Below are 15,687 nucleotides of genomic sequence, written 5' to 3' on the forward strand. Positions count from 1 at the left end.
CGGCTGGAGACGTTCAGCAGGGCAGGACCAACTGTCTAGCCAGGTGCTCGCATCCGACGGGACCATATCCGCATGTCGAACGGCAGCCACGCACGTAGGTCGGGCCGATTCCCGGCGTGGGCGATCGTGCTCCTCGTTGTGCTGGCCGCCGTCATTCTGCTCGGCGCCGGCGTGCTCGGTGGCCTCGCCATCCGGTCGGCCGGTTCTGTGATCGGGATGCTTCCCTCCCGGGCGCCGACGGCCAGTTCGCCGTCGGTGTGCGACGCCGAACGTGTTGCGAGCGACGTGCTTCCGACGATCGTCACGATCGGCGTCTCGGCGGCTGACGGCTCGGGCGGAACCGGAAGCGGGGAGATCATCACCGCGGACGGCTACATCCTGACGAACAATCATGTGATCGCGCCCGCCGCCGCCGGGGCGGAGATCGTCGTGCTCTACAGCGACGGCAGCACGCACCCGGCACGCCTGATCGGACGTTCCGAGCGTGCCGACATCGCGGTCATCAAGGTTCAGGCATCCGCCCTGCCCGTCATCCAGCAGGGAGATTCGACGACCCTCAGCGTCGGCCAGCCGGTGGTCGCCCTCGGCGCGCCGCTGGGACTCTCCAGCACCGTCACCACCGGTGTGGTCAGCGCTCTCGGGCGCACCGTTCCCGTCCAGGGAGACGGGGATCGCAATGCCGTGCTGGCCGACGCCATTCAGACCGACGCGTCCATCAACCCGGGAAACTCCGGCGGTGCGCTGGTGGACTGCGATGGCCGGCTCGTTGGCGTGAACTCGGCGATCGCCACCGTTCCGGGAGCGACCGGCGTGGCCGGGGGAGGCAGCGTCGGTATCGGGTTCGCAGTCCCGGAGGCCGTCGCCTTCCCGATCGCGAAACAGATCATCGAGACGGGCAAGGTGGTCTACCCGACATTCGGTATCGCTGTCAGCCCGATAGAACCGGGCGCCGGCGAGGCGCCGTCCGGGTTGTACGTTCAATCGGTCACTCCGGGTGGACCCGCTGCCGCTGCCGGCCTCGCCGCCGGCGACATCATCACCCAGGTGGACGGCAAGCCGGTCGCGAGCGTGGACGACCTGACCGCCATCCAACTGACCAGCTCACCGGGTGATGACGTGCAGGTCAGCTATCTGCGCGACGGCAAGACCGAGAAGGCGACCGTCACACTGGGCGCGGGATGAGTCGGCTCATGCCGGGCGGGCGACCTCTGCCGCCGACTTGAAGCGATCGATGATCCGGTAATGATCACCCGAGCCGGCTTCCTCGAGCCGCACCGTGGTGAACACGCGGAAGTCGAGCGTGCGGAGTTCGCTCAGCCGTTCCGCCCGCTCGTTCAGGAGAGCGGAGCGCAGAGGAGAGCTCGGATCGCGAGGGATGAGCGGTGTGATCACCTCGCCGCGCCACCCATCGGTGATGACGCTGACCAGTCCGGCGGCGCGCTCGCGAGGGTTACAGGTCGTTGTTCTCATCTCGTTCCCTCCCGCACCGCGGCTGTCATGAGGGAGCGGCCCAGGGCCTCGTTACCCGACGAGGTGACCGGGCCGCTCCTGGTGGAGTGCGAAGCCCGAATCGCACCCACGCTTAATAAAGACGTTGCATCGGCTCCGCTATGACGCAGAGCTGTCAGGCGCATCGATTCCACTGCGCCTCGATCTGGTCGGACGAGAGAGCGACCCCGTAGACGGCCGCATGCGAGAGGCTTCCCGCCACCTGCTGGCGGGACGGAGTCCCTGGCCCCCAGTTGTCGAGGTTGTCGGCGCCGACGCGCCAGTGGCCGGAGAAGTTCTGCGCGGTCGTGACAGCGGCATCCTGGGCGACACGCTGTCCGTCCACGTACAGGGCCATGCCCGCGGAGGAGAGGGTCGCCGTCGCCTGGTGCCAGACGTCGTCGGCGTAACTCCGGCCGGAGGCGATGGTGTGCACCGCATCCGGGAAGACGCCGAACACGACGCGGCCGTCATCGGTGAGGAAGAGATGCCGATCGTATTCAGACGAGAGACCCCCGCCGCCGGAGTTGCTGAAGCCCAGGAGCCGACCGCCGCCGACCGCCGTCTTGAACCAGATCTGCACGGTGAACTGATCGCTGGGTGGCCGCACGGCGTCGTCGATGAGTGACCAGCGCCCATCGCCCGAACTTCCGGCGTAGCGGGCCGTGCCTCCGTGCACGAGGTCGGTGGCCGTGCTCGTGCCTGCCGCCTCGTCGAGCGCGTAGGCGAGCACGGTGTCCTCGGCGGAGACCATGCGGATAGCCGCCTCGCATCCGCGCGCTGGTGTGACGGGGCCGGGGTCCGGGTCCGGTGGGGTGGTGGCTTCCCGGTCCGGCGGGGTGGTGGCCCCCGGGTCCGATGGGGTGGTGGTTTCCGGGTCCGGAGGCGTGGGGGTCGGATTCTGCTCGGTCGGCGGACTCGTTCCTGCGTTCGCAGGTTCGGGCGGCGCTTCGGGGAGGGGAAGCGTGTCGGCCTCCGCCGGTCGCTCCGCCGGTTGCTCCGCCGGTTGCTCCGCCGGTCGCTCTGCCGGTACGGGAGACGTAGCCTGGCCAGGGCCTGCCTGGTCCGGTACCGTCTCGGGAGAAGGGATCTTCTGAGCTGCCGGCGGGGTGGGCGCACCTTCGTCATCGGACCCGATGGCCGGCGACCCGCTCGAGAGCGCCCCCGCGGTCTCCGGCGCGGGTGACGCGAGGATGGCCCCGCCCGTCAGCGCTGCCGCCGCGACCACGCTGGCCGCCACGGCGCTGATTCCCAGGTGCGCCCCGCCTGCCCCCGACCCGAACAGGTGCCTCAGGCGGCCGACCTGCCGCACCCCGGAGGCGGAGCTCGCCAGCGTCGCTGCGACGGCGCCCTGCGAGCCGCTCGTCCAGGAGGTGTACGCCGCGGCGCCTGCGAGGCCGAGGAAGAGGGGCAGGATGCCGAGGGCGAGGCGGGAGCCGACGTGATTCGCCTCTTCCCCTGCGTCTGAGCAGGGCGTGCAGCTGTTCAGGTGCTCGCTCAACTTGCGGGTGTCAGCCTTGGAGAGCTTCCCCCGCACGTGGGATCCGAGCCGTTTGAGCGTCCAGCCGTGGATGGGATCGTCTGCGTCCGACTCGGCGAGGTGAGCGTTGATCCAGGCCTGGCGCAGCCCCTCGCGGGCCCGCAGAGCCAGCGCGGAGACCGCGTTGGAGTTCAGGCCGAGCAGGGGAGCCACCTCGCGCGGCGCCATCCCCTCCACTTCCGTGTACCAGAGCACTTCCTGCCAACTCGTCGGAAGCGCATAGAAGGCCTGCGCGACCGTCTGGCGTTCCATCCGGTCGAGGGCGGTGAGCTCGCTGTACGTCCAGTCTTCGATGACGTCGGGATCCTCGATGTTGGGCGTGACCTTGCGGCGCGACCAATCGATCGCCACATTCCGCACCGTCGTGGCCAGGTAGGACCGGAACCCGGCCCGCGGCCCGTTGCCCTTCTCCACGGTCTTGAGGATGCGCGCGAACGCCTCCGACGCCAGGTCGTCCGGCTCGAAGCGGTTCGTCACGGAGGCCGCCATGGCTCTGGCGGCCTGCCAGTGGCGCGTGAACAGCACGCCGTAGGCCTGGGAGTCCCCTTCTCGGGAACGGGTGATCAGATCGGCATCGGAGAGGTCGTCGAGATGACGGGTCATAAGGTCGGGTCCTTACGCAATACGGGGCGTTTGTTGAGATAGACGCACCAGGTTCGGGATCATGACGCGTCGCCGAAGAAATTTGTTCGGCTTTTTGACGGCGCCAGAGAGCGACCGATGCCATCACCATCCCGTGCGGACCCCGCAGCGAGTGACCGCGCTACTACCGAGTGGCTGCGTATCCCGTGCGCCGGCCGCGCGTGGCGAGCTGCCAGAAGCCCGCGACGAGCAGCGCCCCTGCTATGCCGTTCAGAACGCCGCCGACCACGTCCGTCCCGTAGTGCACCCCGACGTAAAGCCGCGACCAGGCGACCAGGAGGACGAAGACCGCGCCCACCGCGAGCACGACGACGCGGGCCGCGGCGGTGCCGCAGGCCAGCGACAGTGCGGTCACGAGGGCAGCAGCGAACACCACGTGGCCGCTCGGGTAGCTCAGGGTGGCGGGCGAGATGTGCAGGAGGTGCGTCAGCCCGGCTGTGGACGGACGCGGCTGAGCGACGACGGTCTTGACGACGAGGGTGGTCAGCCATCCTCCGCCGGTGACCACGCACACGCCGAGCGCTCGGCGCCAGCCCACGACGAAGAGCAGGATGACGAACACCACAGCAAGGATCACGGCGACCACGACCGGATGGTCGAGCCGGTCCAGCACGAGCGCCGCGTCATCCAGCAGCGGGGAGTTGACCCGGTTGACCGCCGCGTCGAGGCCTGCCAGGCGGAGGGCGGGGACGGCCTTCGCGGCGAATCCCAGCCCGATCGTCAGCGCGAAGAGCACGACCGTCCAGACGACCCAGTGCGCTGGGACGCGCAGAGACCACGGATTCGGGCGGCGGGAGTGCATCCTCCGAGGGTAGGGAGCCGGCCGCCGCCGACGCTGGGCATCCGCCGGGGCCGATTCGAGATTCTTCAGCGTGCGGAAATATTGCAGGACTGCAAAACGTTAGTTGACTCTGGTCATCTATTTATATATGGTTGATCTTCGTCAACCAATTGCGTGAAGGATCTGCATGTCAACCACTCTCTCCAGGGATGGATCACCGGTCGTGATGTCGCACCGGCAGGTGCTCGAATCCCTCTCCGGACTCCTGCTCGGGATGTTCGTCTCGATCCTCGCGGGCACGGTCGTCTCGACCTCGATGCCGCGGATCATCTCCGAACTCCACGGCGACCAGACGGCCTACACCTGGGTCGTCACCAGCACGCTGCTCGCGACCACGGTCTCGACACCGATCTGGGGAAAGCTCGCTGACCTGCTCAACCGCAAGCTGCTCATCCAGCTCGCGCTCGTGATCTTCGTCCTGGGGTCGGCCCTCGCCGGCTTCTCGCAGGACACCAACATGCTCATCGGCTTCCGCGTTGTGCAGGGTCTCGGCGCCGGCGGTCTGACGGCACTCAGCCAGATCATCATGGCCGACATCATCAGCCCACGTGAGCGCGGCCGCTACATGGGCCTCTTCGGCGGCATCATGGCCGTCGGCACGGTCGGCGGCCCGCTGATCGGCGGCCTTCTCACCGACTCCGTCGGCTGGCGCTGGAACTTCTTCGTCGGCGTACCCGTGGCCGCCGCCGCCATCATCCTGCTGCAGATGACGCTGCGCCTCCCCAAGCGCCCGAAGCGCGCCGTCCGCATCGACTACCTCGGCGCGATCTTCCTGGCAGGCGGCGTCTCGCTGCTGCTGATCTGGGTCTCGCTGGCCGGCAAGAACTTCGACTGGTGGAGCGCGGAGACCATGTGGATGGTCGGAGGCTCGATCGCCCTGATCATCGCCACCATCGTGACCGAGCTCGTGGTCAAGGAGCCGATCATCCCGCTCGGGATGTTCAAGAACCGCACCTTCACGCTCGCGGTCATCGCATCCATCTCGGTCGGCGTCGCGATGTTCGGCACCTCGGTGTTCCTCGGCCAGTACATGCAGCTCGCTCGCGGTGCCACTCCGACGGAGTCGGGGCTGCTGACCCTGCCGATGATCCTCGGCCTGCTGCTCTCCTCCATGATCGTCGGCAACCTGATCAGCCGTTTCGGCAAGTGGAAGGCCTTCATGGTGACGGGCTCCATCCTCCTCACCGTCGGCCTCTACCTGATGAGCACCATCGAGTACGACACCAACTACTGGCTCGTGTCGGTCTACATGCTCGTGCTCGGCGCCGGCGTCGGTATGGTCATGCAGAACCTCGTGCTCATCGTGCAGAACACCGTCCGTCCCGAACAGCTCGGCGCTGCCAGCTCCAACGTCGCGTTCTTCCGGAGCCTCGGCGGAACGATCGGCGTCTCGGTGATGGGATCCATCCTCGGGACCGCGGTCGTCGACATGATGGCCGACCGCAAGGGCGAACTCATGGCTGCCGTCGCGAAGCTCGGCGCGAAGGGCGTCGCGGCCGCGAAGTCGCTGCAGAGCGGCACGCTGCCCGAGGTCAACACCCTCCCGCTGCCGATCCGCACCATCGTGGAGTCGGTGTACGGGCAGGCCGTGGCCGACATCTTCCTCGTCGCCGTGCCGCTGGCGATCATCACGATCATCGCCATCCTGTTCCTGCCGAACATCAAGCTCGGCAGCAAGACCGCCATCGAGCGGATGAACGAGGAGCACCCCGAGAACGGTGAGACGCCGCTCGAGGCCGCCGAGGAGAACGCGCTCGAGGTCGCGGAGGCGATGATCGGTGCTCCGGTCACCGGCTCGCTGCCCGCCGTTCGGCGGACGGCGGACGACGACGCCCCGGCTGGGACGGGCCGCTAGAAGGCCACGTTATGATCGCGGCCATGGACAACACGGACCGGGTGGCGGCGGGCTCCGCCGCCACCCTTCCAGTCGCCCCCGGACAGGCGAGCGACGCGGCCATCTCCGACGTGGAGGAGCAGTTCACCCGGCTGTTCAACCAGGTGAGCATCGCCATGCGGGATCGCGCGCAGCGCATCCACTCGGAGCTGCAGCCCGGGAGCTACAAGCTGTTGACGGCCATCGTGCGCAGCGGCCCCATCCACGCCGGCGCGCTGGCCGACATGCTCTACACGGACAAGAGCGTGATCAGCCGGCAGGTGAAGCTCCTGGAGGACATGGGCTTCGTCGAACGGAAGACGGATCCCGAGGATCGGCGCGCCAGCTTCATCGCCGCGACACCCGAGGCCATCGAGAAGGTCAACGAGGTGCGCGCCGCCGACCAGGCAACGCTGTACCGGAGCCTGCGGCGCTGGAGCGACGAGGACGTCCGTCGGCTGGCGGGGCTCCTGGAGCGGCTGAACGAGGTCACGCGGTAGGACTCCAGGTGGCGGCTCCGGGTGGCGTTCCCGGCGGGCGCTGGTACCCTACGTCGGGTATGCAGTCCGCATCCGCCCCCCTCCGCCCCCGCGGCCGCCGCTCGGCTGGCCGTCGTGCCGCTGTGCCGTCGCAGCGGGTGCGGATCCGCCTCCCGAAGCCGTCGCGGAAGCCGATCGTGCCGATTCAGCACCGCGTCGGCGTCACGCTCGCGGTGATCGGGCTGGTGTGCGGGCTCTCGATCGTTCCGACGGACGAGGCGCTCGCCTCCTCGCTGCTGGTGGCGCCGTCGACGACGCTCGCGCCGGGGCAGGGTGGGGAGCCGGGCACGGGCACGCCCGCTCCCGATCAGCAGCTGCTGGTGGATGCGACGATCGCCGCCCCGGTCGTCAACCGCGACAACCTCGCCGCGACGGACGGGTTGCAGACTCTTGCTCGGGTCGGCACCAACGAGGCGTGGGCGAAGCTCGTGCTCATGTTCGGCGGCTGGCCGCAGACCGACGCGAACGTCACCGTGATGCTGCGCTGGATGCGTCAGGAGAACGGCCCGCCGGACTGGTGGAACCGTAACAATCCTCTCAACAACGGGTACGGCTCCGGCGGCGGCGCCGGCCTCGGCAGCTACCCGGACCTCGTCACGGCCGCCGAGTACTGCGCGAAGAACCTGCAGCGCGGATACCCGGACATCGTGGCCGGGCTGCAGGCGGGGAGCTCGGCGGATGCGACGGCGTCGGCGATCTGGGCGAGCCCGTGGGCGAGCAGCCACTACGGGAACGGCACCCACTGGAGCACGCGCCCCGTCGAGATCGTGCAGGCGCCCGCCTCCGCCTGGGGCCTCTAGCTCGCTCTTCACCGCGCTTCTTAGTCGTGAGGTGCTCGTTATTGCGCGACGCCCCGGCGTGTCGCGGGCATCTGCGAGCACCTGGCCGTCCTGTATTCAGGACTTGGCGAGCCAGGCGCGGAGGCGGTCCAGCGGCCACGTGGTGATGATGCGGTCGGCCGGGACACCGTTCGCGGCGGCGCGGGCGGCACCGTAGGCCAGGAAGTCGAGCTGGCCGGGCGCGTGCGCATCCGTGTCGATCGAGAAGAAGCATCCCGCATCGAGCGCCCGCTGGATGAGGTCGTCCGGCGGATCCTGACGCTCCGGACGCGAGTTGATCTCGACCGCCACCTGGTTCCCGACGCAGGCCGCGAACACGGCGTCGGCGTCGAACTCCGACGGCGGCCGCGTGCCACGCGACCCCTGCACCAGCCGCCCGGTGCAGTGCCCGAGGACGTTGGTCTGCGTGTCGTGGATGCCGCCGAGCATCCGCTTCGTCATCGTCCGTCGGTCCGACCGCAGCTTCGAGTGGACGCTGCCGACCACGACATCCAGCCGCCCGAGGAGTTCGGGAGTCTGGTCGAGCGTGCCGTTCTCGAGGATGTCGACCTCGATCCCGGTCAGGAGGGTGAGGGGCCCGGTGTCGAGCCCGGCGATGACGTCGAGCTGCTCCTCGAGCCGCTCAGCGCTCAGTCCGCTCGCGACCGTGAGTGTGGGGGAGTGGTCGGTGATCGCCTGGTACTCCCGGCCGAGCGTCGCCGCGGCCGCTGCCATGACCTCAATAGGGACCGTGCCGTCCGACCACTCGGTGTGACTGTGGAGGTCGCCGCGTAGCAGCGCGAGCAGCTCGGCGCCGCCGGTGTCGAGCGGCTGGTCGTTGCGCTCCCGGAGATCGGCCAGATAGTCGGGGACCTGCCCGTCGACCGCCTGGGCGATCACCTGGAACGTGCGATCGCCGATGCCCTTGGTGCGCTTCAGCCGTCCGTCGGCGACGCGCGCCGCGAGCTCCGCCGCGTCGAGCGGCGCGATCGTGGCTGCGGCGCGCCGGAACGCCTGGACCTTGAAGCTGGGCGCCAGCTCCCGCTCGAGCCAGAAGGCGATCTCGTTCAGCGCGTCGACGGCATCCATGCGCCCATGCTCCCACCCTGTCGGTGGTCGCCGGTACCGTCGGGCCATGGGGAGAATCATCTTCGACACGGCCGCGACCATCAACGGATGGATCGCGGATGAACACGACTCGCTGTCCTGGCTCTTCGCGGTTCCGGGCGGCGAGACGCCCGACGAATCGCTGATCCCGAGCGGTGCGGCGGTGATGGTGGAGGGGCGCACGACGTACGAGTGGGTGCTGCGCGAGTCCGACATCCTGGCGCATCCGGAGAAGTGGCAGGAGTTCCACGGCACGCGGCCGACCTTCGTCTTCACGCACCGGGAGCTGCCGGTGCCGGAGGGGGCCGACATCCGCTTCGTGTCCGGGTCGGTGAGCGAGGCGCTGCCGGGCATCCGGGAGGCGGCGGGAGAGGGCGACATCTGGGTGGTCGGCGGCGGCGACCTCGCCGGGCAGTTCCTCGACGCAGGGGCCCTGGACGAGCTGGCCATCTCCATCGCGCCCGTGACGCTCACCGGAGGCGCTCCGCTCTTCCCGCGGCGGGTGGAGTCGGACCGCCTGCACCTGGAGGAGGCGACTGCCGTCGGCCAGTTCGCGCGGCTGCGGTACTCCGTCTCGCCCGCCGAACCGGCCTCCTGATATATCGTGGGTCACGCTCGACGGAGGGAATCGACATGACCGCAGCGGCCGACAGCCACGACCTCATCCGCGTCCAGGGGGCGCGCGAGAACAATCTGAAGGATGTGAGCGTCGAGCTGCCCAAGCGGCGGCTGACGGTGTTCACCGGGGTATCCGGCTCGGGCAAGAGTTCGCTGGTCTTCGGCACGATCGCGGCCGAATCCCAGCGCATGATCAATGAGACGTACAGCGCCTTCGTCCAGGGGTTCATGCCGTCGCTCGCGCGTCCGGACGTGGACGTGCTCGAGGGTCTGACCACGGCGATCATCGTCGATCAGGAGCGGATGGGGGCCAACGCGCGGTCGACGGTCGGCACCGTGACGGACGCGAACGCGATGCTCCGCATCCTGTTCAGCAGGCTCGGACAGCCGCACATCGGCTCGCCGCAGGCCTTCTCGTTCAACATCCCGTCGGTGACGGGCAGCGGGGCGATCACGGTCGGCGACAAGACGGAGAAGCGCGAGTTCGCCCAGCTGGGCGGGATGTGCCCGCGGTGCGAGGGCATGGGCTCGGTGAGCGACATCGACCTGGCGCAGCTGTTCGACGACAGCAAGTCGCTGCTGGAGGGGGCCATCACCATTCCCGGATACACGGCCGACGGCTGGGCAGTGCGGATCATCGGCAACTCGGGGTTCGTGCCGGCCGACAAGCCGATCCGCGACTTCACGGACCAGGAACGCCAGGACTTCCTATACAAGGACCCGGTCAAGGTCAAGATCGAGGGCATCAACATGACCTACGAGGGTCTCGTGCCCAAGGTCCAGAAGTCGATGCTGTCGAAAGACGTGAACGCGATGCAGCCGCACATCCGGGCGTTCGTCGAGCGCGCGGTCACGTTCACCACCTGTCCGGAGTGCGGCGGCACGCGGCTCAGCGAAGGGGCGCGGGCGTCGAAGATCGGCGGCATCAGCATCGCGGACGCGTGCGCGATGCAGATCACCGACCTCTCCGACTGGGTGCGCGGGCTCGACGAGCCCTCCGTCGCCCCGCTGCTGAAGAACCTCCAGCACCTGCTCGACTCGTTCGTCGACATCGGTCTCGGGTACCTGTCGCTGGATCGTCCCTCCGGGACGTTGTCGGGGGGCGAGGCGCAGCGCACCAAGATGATCCGGCACCTCGGATCGTCGCTCACGGACATCACGTACGTGTTCGACGAGCCGACGGTCGGTCTGCACCCGCACGACATCCAGCGGATGAACGAGCTGCTGCTCCAGTTGCGAGACAAAGGCAACACCGTGCTGGTCGTCGAGCACAAGCCGGAGGCGATCGCGATCGCCGATCACGTCGTCGACCTCGGCCCGCGCGCGGGTTCCGCCGGCGGTGAGGTCGTTTTCGAGGGATCGGTCGAGCAGCTGCGCGCGAGCGGAACGCTCACCGGACGACACCTCGACGACCGTGCGCGGCTCAAGGAGAAAGTGCGCGGGGCGACCGGAGCCCTGGAGGTGCGCGGGGCGTCCGAGCACAACCTGCAGGGCGTGGATGTCGACATCCCGCTCGGAGTGCTGGTGGTCGTGACGGGCGTGGCGGGCTCCGGCAAGAGTTCGCTGATCCACGGGTCGGTCGCGTCGCGCGACGGAGTCGTGGCGGTCGACCAGGGGGCGATCCGCGGGTCGCGCCGCAGCAATCCCGCGACCTACACGGGAATGCTGGAGCCGATCCGCAAGGCGTTCGCCAAGGCCAACGGAGTCAAGCCTGCGCTGTTCAGCGCCAACTCGGAGGGCGCCTGCCCCAACTGCAACGGCGCCGGCGTCATCTACACCGACCTCGGCGTGATGGCGGGAGTGTCGACCGTCTGCGAGGTGTGCGAGGGCCGGCGCTTCGACGAGTCGGTGCTGGAGTACACGCTGGGCGGACGAGACATCAGCGAGGTGCTCGCGATGCCGGTCACCGAGGCCGAGGCGTTCTTCGCCGGCGGTGACGCGAAGCTGCCGGCCGCCCACGCCATCCTGAAGCGGTTGTCGGATGTCGGGCTCGGCTACCTGACGATCGGACAGCCCCTGACGACCCTGTCCGGCGGTGAGCGGCAGCGGCTCAAGTTGGCGACGCACATGGCCGAGAAGGGCGGGGTGTACGTCCTCGACGAGCCGACGACCGGCCTGCACCTCGCCGATGTCGAACAGCTCCTGGGGCTGCTCGACGGGCTGGTCGACGGCGGCAAGTCGGTCATCGTGATCGAGCACCACCAGGCGGTAATGGCGCACGCCGACTGGATCATCGACCTCGGCCCCGGCGCAGGCCACGACGGTGGCCGGCTGGTCTTCGAGGGCACCCCGGCCGAACTCGTCGCAGCACGCTCGACGCTGACGGGCGAACACCTCGCGCGCTACGTCGGCGCCTGAACCGGCGTTACGGAACCTTACGGGCCGTTCGCGCCCGCCGGGCCGCACCCGGATACCGTCGGAGCGTGACCACCCCGATCGAGAACCTGGGCCGCGAGACCCGCCTGTACCCGCCGTCGGACGAGTTCGCCGCCCAGTCGAACGTGGATGCGTCGGTGTTCGCTGAGGCGGCCGGCGATCCAGTGGCCTTCTGGGAGCGGCAGGCGGCGCGGCTCGACTGGGCCGAGCCCTGGCACACCGCGCACACGTGGGAGCCGGCTGTCGTCGGGGAGGACGGCGAGCTCACCGTCCCGCGGGCGGAATGGTTCGCTGGCGGGCGGCTGAACGTGGCCGTCAACTGCGTCGACCGGCACGTCGACGCCGGACGCGGCAACCGGGTGGCGATCCACTTCGAGGGGGAGCAGGGCGACCGCGAGACGATCACCTACGCCGACCTGCAGCGCCGGGTCGCGCGGGCCGCGAACGCCCTCACCGCCTTGGGCGTCGGAAAGGGCGACCGGGTCGTCGTCTACCTGCCGGTCATCCCCGAGACGGTCGTCATCACGCTCGCGATCGCGCGGGTGGGCGCCATCCACTCGCTGGTGTTCGGCGGGTTCTCGGCCGAGGCGCTGCGTTTCCGGGTCGAAGACACGGGGGCGAAGCTGCTGGTCACCTCCGATGGGCAGTTCCGCCGGGGTTCCGCCGTACCGGTCAAAGCGAATGCGGATGCGGCGGTCGCCGGCGACAACGCCGTCGAGCACGTCCTGGTGGTGCGCCGCACGGGCGAGCTGACGCCGGACATCCCGTGGACGCCTGGCCGCGATGTGTGGTGGGACGATGTTGTCGACACCGCTCCGGACATCCACGAGCCGGAGTTCTTCGACGCCGAGACGCCGCTGTTCATCATCTACACGTCCGGCACGACCGGCCGCCCGAAGGGGGTCGTGCACACGACCGGCGGCTATCTGACGCAGGCCTCGTGGAGTCACTGGGCGCTGTTCGACGCCAAGGACGACGACGTTTACTGGTGCACGGCTGACCTCGCCTGGGTGACCGCGCACACCTACGTCCTGTACGGTCCCCTCTCGAACGGTGCCACCTCCGTCCTCTACGAGGGCACACCGAACACCCCGCACACCGGGCGCCACTTCGAGCTGATCGAGCGCTACGGCGTGACCACGTATTACACGGCCCCGACGCTCATCCGCACGTTCATGACGTGGTTCCCCGAGGGTCTCGGCGATCGCTGGGATCTGTCCAGCATCCGGCTGCTCGGAACCGTCGGCGAGGCGATCAACCCGGAGGCGTGGGTGTGGTTCCGCGAGAACATCGGCGCCGGCCGGACACCGGTGGTCGACACCTGGTGGCAGTCGGAGTCCGGCGCGGCGATCGTCGCACCGCTGCCCGGTGTGACGGCGCTGAAGCCCGGCTCCGCGACCGTCGCGGTGCCGGGCGTGACCGTGCGCGTCGTGGATGAGCGCGGCGAGGACGTGCCGCGCGGCTCGGGCGGTTCCATCGTGATCGACGGGACCTGGCCCGCCATGTCGCGGACGGTCTGGGGTGACCCGGAGCGGTACCGGGACTCGTACTGGCGGCCATACGCGGAGCGCGGCTACTTCCTCGCGGGGGACGGTGCGGCGGTGGATGCGGACGGCTACATCTGGCTGCTCGGACGGCTCGACGACGTGATCAACGTCTCCGGGCACCGTCTGTCGACCATCGAGATCGAGTCGGCGCTCGTGGCGCATCCACGCGTCTCCGAGGCGGCCGTCGTCGGCGTGGGTGACGACACCACCGGGCAGGCGGTCGCCGCGTTCGTGGTGCCGTCGGGGGAGGCGCCGGCGGAGGCCGAGCTGCGCGAGCAGGTCACCCGCGAGATCGGGGCGATCGCGAAGCCGCGCCACGTTGTGCTCGTCGGCGACCTGCCCAAGACTCGGTCGGGAAAGATCATGCGTCGGCTCCTGGTCGACCTCTTCGACGGTCGTCCGCTCGGCGACACCACCTCGCTGCAGGACGAGACGGTTCCGCACGCGATCGCCGCCGCTCTCGCCGACCGCTCGAGTTGACACGACACGCCGCGCGCGAGGTCGGCGCGACGGCGTGTTGCGTCAACTAGAGGGCAGCCGGCTCAGCGCAGGTCGGCGACGGTCAGGGCTGCGTCGATGAGGCCGAGGTGCGACAGTGCCTGCGGGAAGTTGCCCCAGAAGGCGCCGTCCGCATCCATCATCTCCGCGTAGAGTCCGACGTCGTTGGCCCGTCCGATCAGGTCGTCCATCAGAGTGGATGCCTCGGCCACGTCGCCGACGCACGCCAGCGCCGCCACGAGCCAGAACGAGCACGCCGTGAACGGCCGCTCGCCCTCCGCCTCGGCGCCGGTGAAGCGGTACAGCAGCGCGCCCACCCCCAGGTCGCGTCGCAGCGCGGCGATGGTGGAGCGCATCCGCTCGCCCCGGTCGAAGCCGCTCGGAGCGTGCAGCAGGACGGACGCATCCAGCTCTTCTGCGCCGGCCGCCATCGTGTACGCGCCGAGGTCGTCCGACCAGCAGTTCTCCTCGACCCACGCGTGGATGAGGTCTGCCTCACGCCGCCAGCGCGACGGGTTGCCCTCGATCTGGCCGAGCTTCTCCAGCTCAAGGGCCGACTGCAGTGCCTGCCAGCAGCCCATCTTCGACGAGGTGTGGTGACGGAGCTCGGTCAGCTCCCACATCCCCGAGTCCGGCAGCCGCCACACGTCGCAGACGTGGTCGGCCACGTCTGCGACCAGACGCCGGGTCGGCACGTCGAGGACGTTGCCCGCCGCCGCGTACGCGAGGGCGACGCTGAGCAGATCGCCGAAGACGCCGAGCTGCAACTGGCCCGCAGCCCGGTTCCCCGTCACCACCGGGCCGATGCCGCGCCAGCCGGGCACGTCGTGCGTCTGCGGGTCGGCGGAGGACTCCTCCCGGAGCCCGTAGAGCACCCGCACCTGCGCGATGTCGCCCTTCACCGCGCGCAGCAGCCACGCGATCGCCGCATGCGTCTCCTCCCGCAGCCCGAACCGCGCGAGCGCCCGCAGCGCGTACGCGGTGTCGCGCACCCAGGCGAAGCGATAGTCCCAGTTCTTGCCGCCGCGCGGTGTCTCCGGGAGGGAGGTGGTGGCCGCGGCCGCGATGGCGCCGGTCGGCGCGTAGAGCAGCAGTTTGAGGGCGAGGGCGCTGCGCTGCACCGCATCGTCCCACGGCCCCTGGTACGAGAAGGTCCGCGACCAGAGCTCCCAGTTCGACACGGTTCGATCGATGCCGATGTCGACGTTCCCCGGATCCGCCAGGTGCAGCGGTTCGTCGTCGGTCGCGACGATGCTGAGCGTGCGGCGGGTGCCCTCGGCGACCCGGATGCGACCGCCGAAACGCGGCGCATCCACGTCGTCCTCGGTGTCGTTCAGGCCGGTGACGCCGATATTGACCCGGTCCACCCGGAGGATGCGCTTGCCGTCCACCCGCTCGGCCCACGGGCTCGCACCGCCAAGCATGGTGCCCGGCTCGACGGCCCAGTCCATGACGACCGTGCCGGTCACGCCTTCGATGCGGCGGGCCAGCTCCAGCCAGGGGAGGCGGCCCGCGACGCCGGTGACCAGTGCATCCGTCACTCGCACCGTTCCGGTCGCGGTACGGAACGTCGTCTCCAGGACGTTGGTCCCAGGGAGGTAGCGCCTGCTCGTCTCGAAATCGCTCACCGGGTGCAGCAGGATGCGGCCGCCGCGCTCGGAATCGAGCAGCGCGGCGAAGGCGGGTGGGGAGTCGAGGCTCGGCACCGGGAGCCAGTCGACCGTGCCGGACCGGTCGATAAGCGCGACCGTGCGACCGTCGCCGAGCGCAGCGTGGTCCTCGATGGCCGCCTCGCTCATG

The 15,687-nt window shown here is 69.4% G+C and carries 12 protein-coding genes; 7 read left to right on the forward strand and 5 right to left on the reverse strand.

What is annotated here, in order from left to right:
* The first annotated feature begins 72 nt into the window (after window positions 1–72).
* Window positions 73–1,182, forward strand: a complete 1,110-nt coding sequence (locus tag AB7E03_RS14500; protein ID WP_489942050.1) for a S1C family serine protease — start codon at window positions 73–75, stop codon at window positions 1,180–1,182.
* A 6-nt stretch (window positions 1,183–1,188) separates the two neighbouring features.
* On the opposite strand, the gene AB7E03_RS14505 is transcribed toward AB7E03_RS14500, so the two are convergent.
* The 3 genes from AB7E03_RS14505 to AB7E03_RS14515 all read right to left on the reverse strand — a co-directional run bounded on the left by AB7E03_RS14505 (window position 1,189) and on the right by AB7E03_RS14515 (window position 4,472).
* Complete coding sequence (locus AB7E03_RS14505) at window positions 1,189–1,470, reverse strand: hypothetical protein (protein ID WP_489942051.1); 282 nt, start codon at window positions 1,468–1,470, stop codon at window positions 1,189–1,191.
* A 154-nt stretch (window positions 1,471–1,624) separates the two neighbouring features.
* Entirely contained in the window at window positions 1,625–3,631 is a 2,007-nt protein-coding gene (locus tag AB7E03_RS14510; protein ID WP_489942052.1) for a sigma-70 family RNA polymerase sigma factor, read from the reverse strand.
* A gap of 163 nt (window positions 3,632–3,794) precedes the next feature.
* Complete coding sequence (locus AB7E03_RS14515; RefSeq protein ID WP_489942053.1) at window positions 3,795–4,472, reverse strand: phosphatase PAP2 family protein; 678 nt, start codon at window positions 4,470–4,472, stop codon at window positions 3,795–3,797.
* A gap of 205 nt (window positions 4,473–4,677) precedes the next feature.
* Between AB7E03_RS14515 and AB7E03_RS14520 the strand changes: the two genes are divergently transcribed.
* Genes AB7E03_RS14520 through AB7E03_RS14530 form a run of 3 tightly spaced genes read left to right on the forward strand, consistent with a single transcriptional unit; the run spans window position 4,678 to window position 7,723 of the window.
* Window positions 4,678–6,366 (forward strand): MDR family MFS transporter, encoded by a 1,689-nt coding sequence (locus AB7E03_RS14520; RefSeq protein ID WP_489942920.1) that lies wholly within the window; start codon window positions 4,678–4,680, stop codon window positions 6,364–6,366.
* 23 nt (window positions 6,367–6,389) lie between these two features.
* Complete coding sequence (locus AB7E03_RS14525; RefSeq protein WP_489942054.1) at window positions 6,390–6,884, forward strand: MarR family winged helix-turn-helix transcriptional regulator; 495 nt, start codon at window positions 6,390–6,392, stop codon at window positions 6,882–6,884.
* 59 nt (window positions 6,885–6,943) lie between these two features.
* A complete protein-coding gene (locus tag AB7E03_RS14530; protein ID WP_489942055.1) occupies window positions 6,944–7,723 on the forward strand; it encodes a hypothetical protein in 780 nt (259 codons plus the stop codon).
* A 96-nt stretch (window positions 7,724–7,819) separates the two neighbouring features.
* On the opposite strand, the gene AB7E03_RS14535 is transcribed toward AB7E03_RS14530, so the two are convergent.
* Window positions 7,820–8,830 carry a PHP domain-containing protein gene (locus AB7E03_RS14535; protein WP_489942056.1) on the reverse strand — a complete coding sequence of 337 codons (1,011 nt, stop codon included), beginning with the start codon at window positions 8,828–8,830 and terminating at the stop codon, window positions 7,820–7,822.
* A gap of 46 nt (window positions 8,831–8,876) precedes the next feature.
* On the opposite strand from AB7E03_RS14535, the gene AB7E03_RS14540 reads away from it, so the two are divergent.
* From AB7E03_RS14540 to acs, 3 genes are all read left to right on the forward strand, one after another.
* Window positions 8,877–9,446 (forward strand): dihydrofolate reductase family protein, encoded by a 570-nt coding sequence (locus tag AB7E03_RS14540; RefSeq protein ID WP_489942057.1) that lies wholly within the window; start codon window positions 8,877–8,879, stop codon window positions 9,444–9,446.
* Window positions 9,447–9,481: 35 nt separating this feature from the next.
* The gene (locus tag AB7E03_RS14545; protein ID WP_489942058.1) at window positions 9,482–11,824 is read left to right on the forward strand and encodes an ATP-binding cassette domain-containing protein; all 2,343 of its coding nucleotides are present in this window, start codon (window positions 9,482–9,484) and stop codon (window positions 11,822–11,824) included.
* Window positions 11,825–11,889: 65 nt separating this feature from the next.
* On the forward strand, window positions 11,890–13,869 hold the full coding sequence (gene acs, locus AB7E03_RS14550; protein ID WP_489942059.1) for an acetate--CoA ligase: 1,980 nt from the start codon (window positions 11,890–11,892) through the stop codon (window positions 13,867–13,869).
* A 62-nt stretch (window positions 13,870–13,931) separates the two neighbouring features.
* On the opposite strand, the gene AB7E03_RS14555 is transcribed toward acs, so the two are convergent.
* Complete coding sequence (locus AB7E03_RS14555; RefSeq protein ID WP_489942060.1) at window positions 13,932–15,686, reverse strand: glycoside hydrolase family 15 protein; 1,755 nt, start codon at window positions 15,684–15,686, stop codon at window positions 13,932–13,934.
* Between the last annotated feature and the right edge of the window lies 1 nt (window position 15,687).

The sequence above is a fragment of the Leifsonia sp. RCC_180 genome (genome assembly GCF_058138205.1).

Excerpts from the sequence above, each read along its gene's own strand:
- AB7E03_RS14555 (WP_489942060.1), bottom strand. The coding sequence starts at position 15,686 with ATGAGCGAGGCGGCCATCGAGGACCACGCTGCGCTCGGCGACGGTCGC.
- AB7E03_RS14520 (WP_489942920.1), top strand. The coding sequence starts at position 4,678 with ATGTCGCACCGGCAGGTGCTCGAATCCCTCTCCGGACTCCTGCTCGGG.
- AB7E03_RS14545 (WP_489942058.1), top strand. The coding sequence starts at position 9,482 with ATGACCGCAGCGGCCGACAGCCACGACCTCATCCGCGTCCAGGGGGCG.
- AB7E03_RS14525 (WP_489942054.1), top strand. The coding sequence starts at position 6,390 with ATGGACAACACGGACCGGGTGGCGGCGGGCTCCGCCGCCACCCTTCCA.
- AB7E03_RS14505 (WP_489942051.1), bottom strand. The coding sequence starts at position 1,470 with ATGAGAACAACGACCTGTAACCCTCGCGAGCGCGCCGCCGGACTGGTC.
- AB7E03_RS14530 (WP_489942055.1), top strand. The coding sequence starts at position 6,944 with ATGCAGTCCGCATCCGCCCCCCTCCGCCCCCGCGGCCGCCGCTCGGCT.
- AB7E03_RS14500 (WP_489942050.1), top strand. The coding sequence starts at position 73 with ATGTCGAACGGCAGCCACGCACGTAGGTCGGGCCGATTCCCGGCGTGG.
- AB7E03_RS14515 (WP_489942053.1), bottom strand. The coding sequence starts at position 4,472 with ATGCACTCCCGCCGCCCGAATCCGTGGTCTCTGCGCGTCCCAGCGCAC.
- AB7E03_RS14535 (WP_489942056.1), bottom strand. The coding sequence starts at position 8,830 with ATGGATGCCGTCGACGCGCTGAACGAGATCGCCTTCTGGCTCGAGCGG.
- AB7E03_RS14510 (WP_489942052.1), bottom strand. The coding sequence starts at position 3,631 with ATGACCCGTCATCTCGACGACCTCTCCGATGCCGATCTGATCACCCGT.
- AB7E03_RS14540 (WP_489942057.1), top strand. The coding sequence starts at position 8,877 with ATGGGGAGAATCATCTTCGACACGGCCGCGACCATCAACGGATGGATC.